The organism is Streptomyces himastatinicus ATCC 53653 (genome assembly GCF_000158915.1).
Lineage (GTDB): Bacteria > Actinomycetota > Actinomycetes > Streptomycetales > Streptomycetaceae > Streptomyces > Streptomyces himastatinicus.
This window is the reverse complement of record NZ_GG657754.1, coordinates 2,881,139-2,883,073: the sequence shown is the minus strand read 5'-3', so window position 1 is coordinate 2,883,073 and position 1,935 is coordinate 2,881,139. Positions and strand designations below refer to the sequence as shown.

General features: G+C 74.7%; 1 protein-coding gene and 3 pseudogenes. 2 read left to right on the top strand and 2 right to left on the bottom strand.

Annotated features, from left to right (window positions below):
• A pseudogene (locus SSOG_RS11590) lies at positions 1 to 304 on the top strand (class I SAM-dependent methyltransferase); the annotation flags it as partial.
• Between the two features lie 55 nt (positions 305 to 359).
• Here SSOG_RS11590 and SSOG_RS11585 read toward each other — a convergent pair.
• A pseudogene (locus tag SSOG_RS11585) lies at positions 360 to 1,326 on the bottom strand (LysR substrate-binding domain-containing protein).
• A 21-nt stretch (positions 1,327 to 1,347) separates the two neighbouring features.
• Between SSOG_RS11585 and SSOG_RS11580 the strand changes: the two are divergent.
• Positions 1,348 to 1,701, top strand: a complete 354-nt coding sequence (locus SSOG_RS11580; protein WP_009714406.1) for a darcynin family protein — start codon at positions 1,348 to 1,350, stop codon at positions 1,699 to 1,701.
• Between the two features lie 17 nt (positions 1,702 to 1,718).
• On the opposite strand, the pseudogene SSOG_RS11575 reads toward SSOG_RS11580, so the two are convergent.
• Positions 1,719 to 1,935 (bottom strand): annotated as a pseudogene (locus tag SSOG_RS11575) (peptidyl-tRNA hydrolase); the annotation flags it as partial.

The following is a 1,935-nucleotide window of genomic DNA, read 5'->3' as shown; positions in this document are numbered from 1 at the left end:
CGACCCCGGGCCGATCCAGGAAGAGATGCTCGCGGACGAGGAGTGGCGCCGCGGGATGCACACCAGCAGGCAGGAGATCGCGGGCAGCCGGGTGCTGAGGTTCTCCGGAAAGCCGAAGAACCCGGCGGCGCCGCGGTCCCGCTACGCCCTGGAGGCGCCCGCCTCCGCCCCCGCCGCCAAGCCGGGCCAGACCCCGGCCGCCCCGGCATCCACCCCGCGCCGCCCCAGCCAGGTCCGGCGGCTGGCCGCCGATGTGCTCCCGCCGGTGGTGACCCGCGCGATCCGCAAGCGCCGCCGCGCCTGACCCGCCCCCGCGCCCGGCTGGCCGCCGTCGTCTTTCGGCGACGGCCACGCCGGGGCTACCGGCGGCTCCCGGGCGGTACGCCGAGCGTTCGGCGGACGGCGTCTCGCAGCCAGTGGTGGGCTCCGTCGGCGGCGTGGCGGGGGTGCCAGGCCATGCCGATGATCACCGGCGGCAGTGGCAGGGGGATGTCGAGGAGGCGCAGGCCGAGGGTGGTGGCGGCGTCGGTGAGGGGGGAAAGGGCGGCGCCGGGGGTGCGGTGGGGATGAGGCACACGACATCGCTGCGGGCGGCGAGGGTCATCGCGGCCAGGTGGCTGGGGAGGACGGCGGTGACCCGCCGGTGGAGGTCGTGCTCGGCCAGGGCGGCGTCCAGGGGGCCGGTGAACCGGCCGCGGCGGCTGACCGCGACGTGTTCGGCGGCGGCGAGCCGGGCCGGGGTCAGGGGTTTTCGGTCAGCGGATGGCCGGGTCGGACGCCCGCCGCCATCCGCAGGGTGACCAGCTCCTCGACCCGGGTCTCGGGGTCGACGTGGTCGATGGCCCCGACCTCCAGGTCGATCCCGCCGTCGCGGAGGGCCGGTCCGGCCTCCAGCTCCTCGGTCCGGAAACGCAAGGTGACACCCGGTGCCTCCTGCCGGGCCAGCTCCAGCAGCCCGGGGGCCAGCGCCGCGCTGGCCAGATCGGCCGCCTGGAGGGTGAACGTGCGGTGCAGGGTGGCGGGGTCGACGCCGGTGCCGGGAGTGAGCAGTGCCCCGAGACGGCGTACCACCGTGGCGGCCTCATCGCGCAGGGCCTGGGCGCGGGGGGTCGGCACCATGGTCTGCCCGGCCCGGACCAGGAGGGGGTCCTGGAGGATGCGGCGGAGGCGGGCGAGGGTGCGGCTCATGGCGGCGGGGGAGGTGCGCAGGCGCGCGGCGGCGCGGGTGACGCTCTGCTCGGCCAGCAGCGCGTCCAGCGCGACGGCGAGGTTGGCGTCGATGACCGGCTGCGGATTGACCGGCTCTGGGCTGTTCACCAGCGTGATTCCATTTCAGGCAATGATCCGTTGCTCAAGTTCCCATTGTGGCAACGCGGTTGGCCTCCGCAGGAGGTCGAGTGGCTCGCCATGACCCCCGAGGAACGGATGAACGCCTTCGCCACCCAGGTCATCCCCGCCATCAAGGCCAAGACCACCGGTGTCCGGTCACGCTTCTACGACACGGAGTTCTACTCCACCCGCGTCACCGACGTCTGGGTCTGGGAAGCCGACGATCACGACGCCTACCAGCTCCTCATCGACGCGCTGCGCGAAACCCCGTTCTGGGACCGCTACTTCGAGGTCGTCGACCTCCTCGTCGGCACCGAGAACGGCTACGCCCGCAACCATGGCCTCGAACCCGTCGCCAGCGTCGCCACCTGACGCACCCGCCCGGTCCGCTAGCGCCGCCGCAGGGCCGGGTGGTCCGCCACCACCGTGCACGACCCCGGTGCGATCTCGGTGAAGCCCGCGTCCCGTACGACCGGCAGACCGCTCCGGGTGAGCGCGCCCCACCGCTCGGCCGGCGCCACCCGCACCGCCAGCGGGAACCCGGCCTCGCGCCAGGCCGCCCGCTGGGCGTCCTCCAGCTCCCACCCACGCGAGCTGCGCACCGTG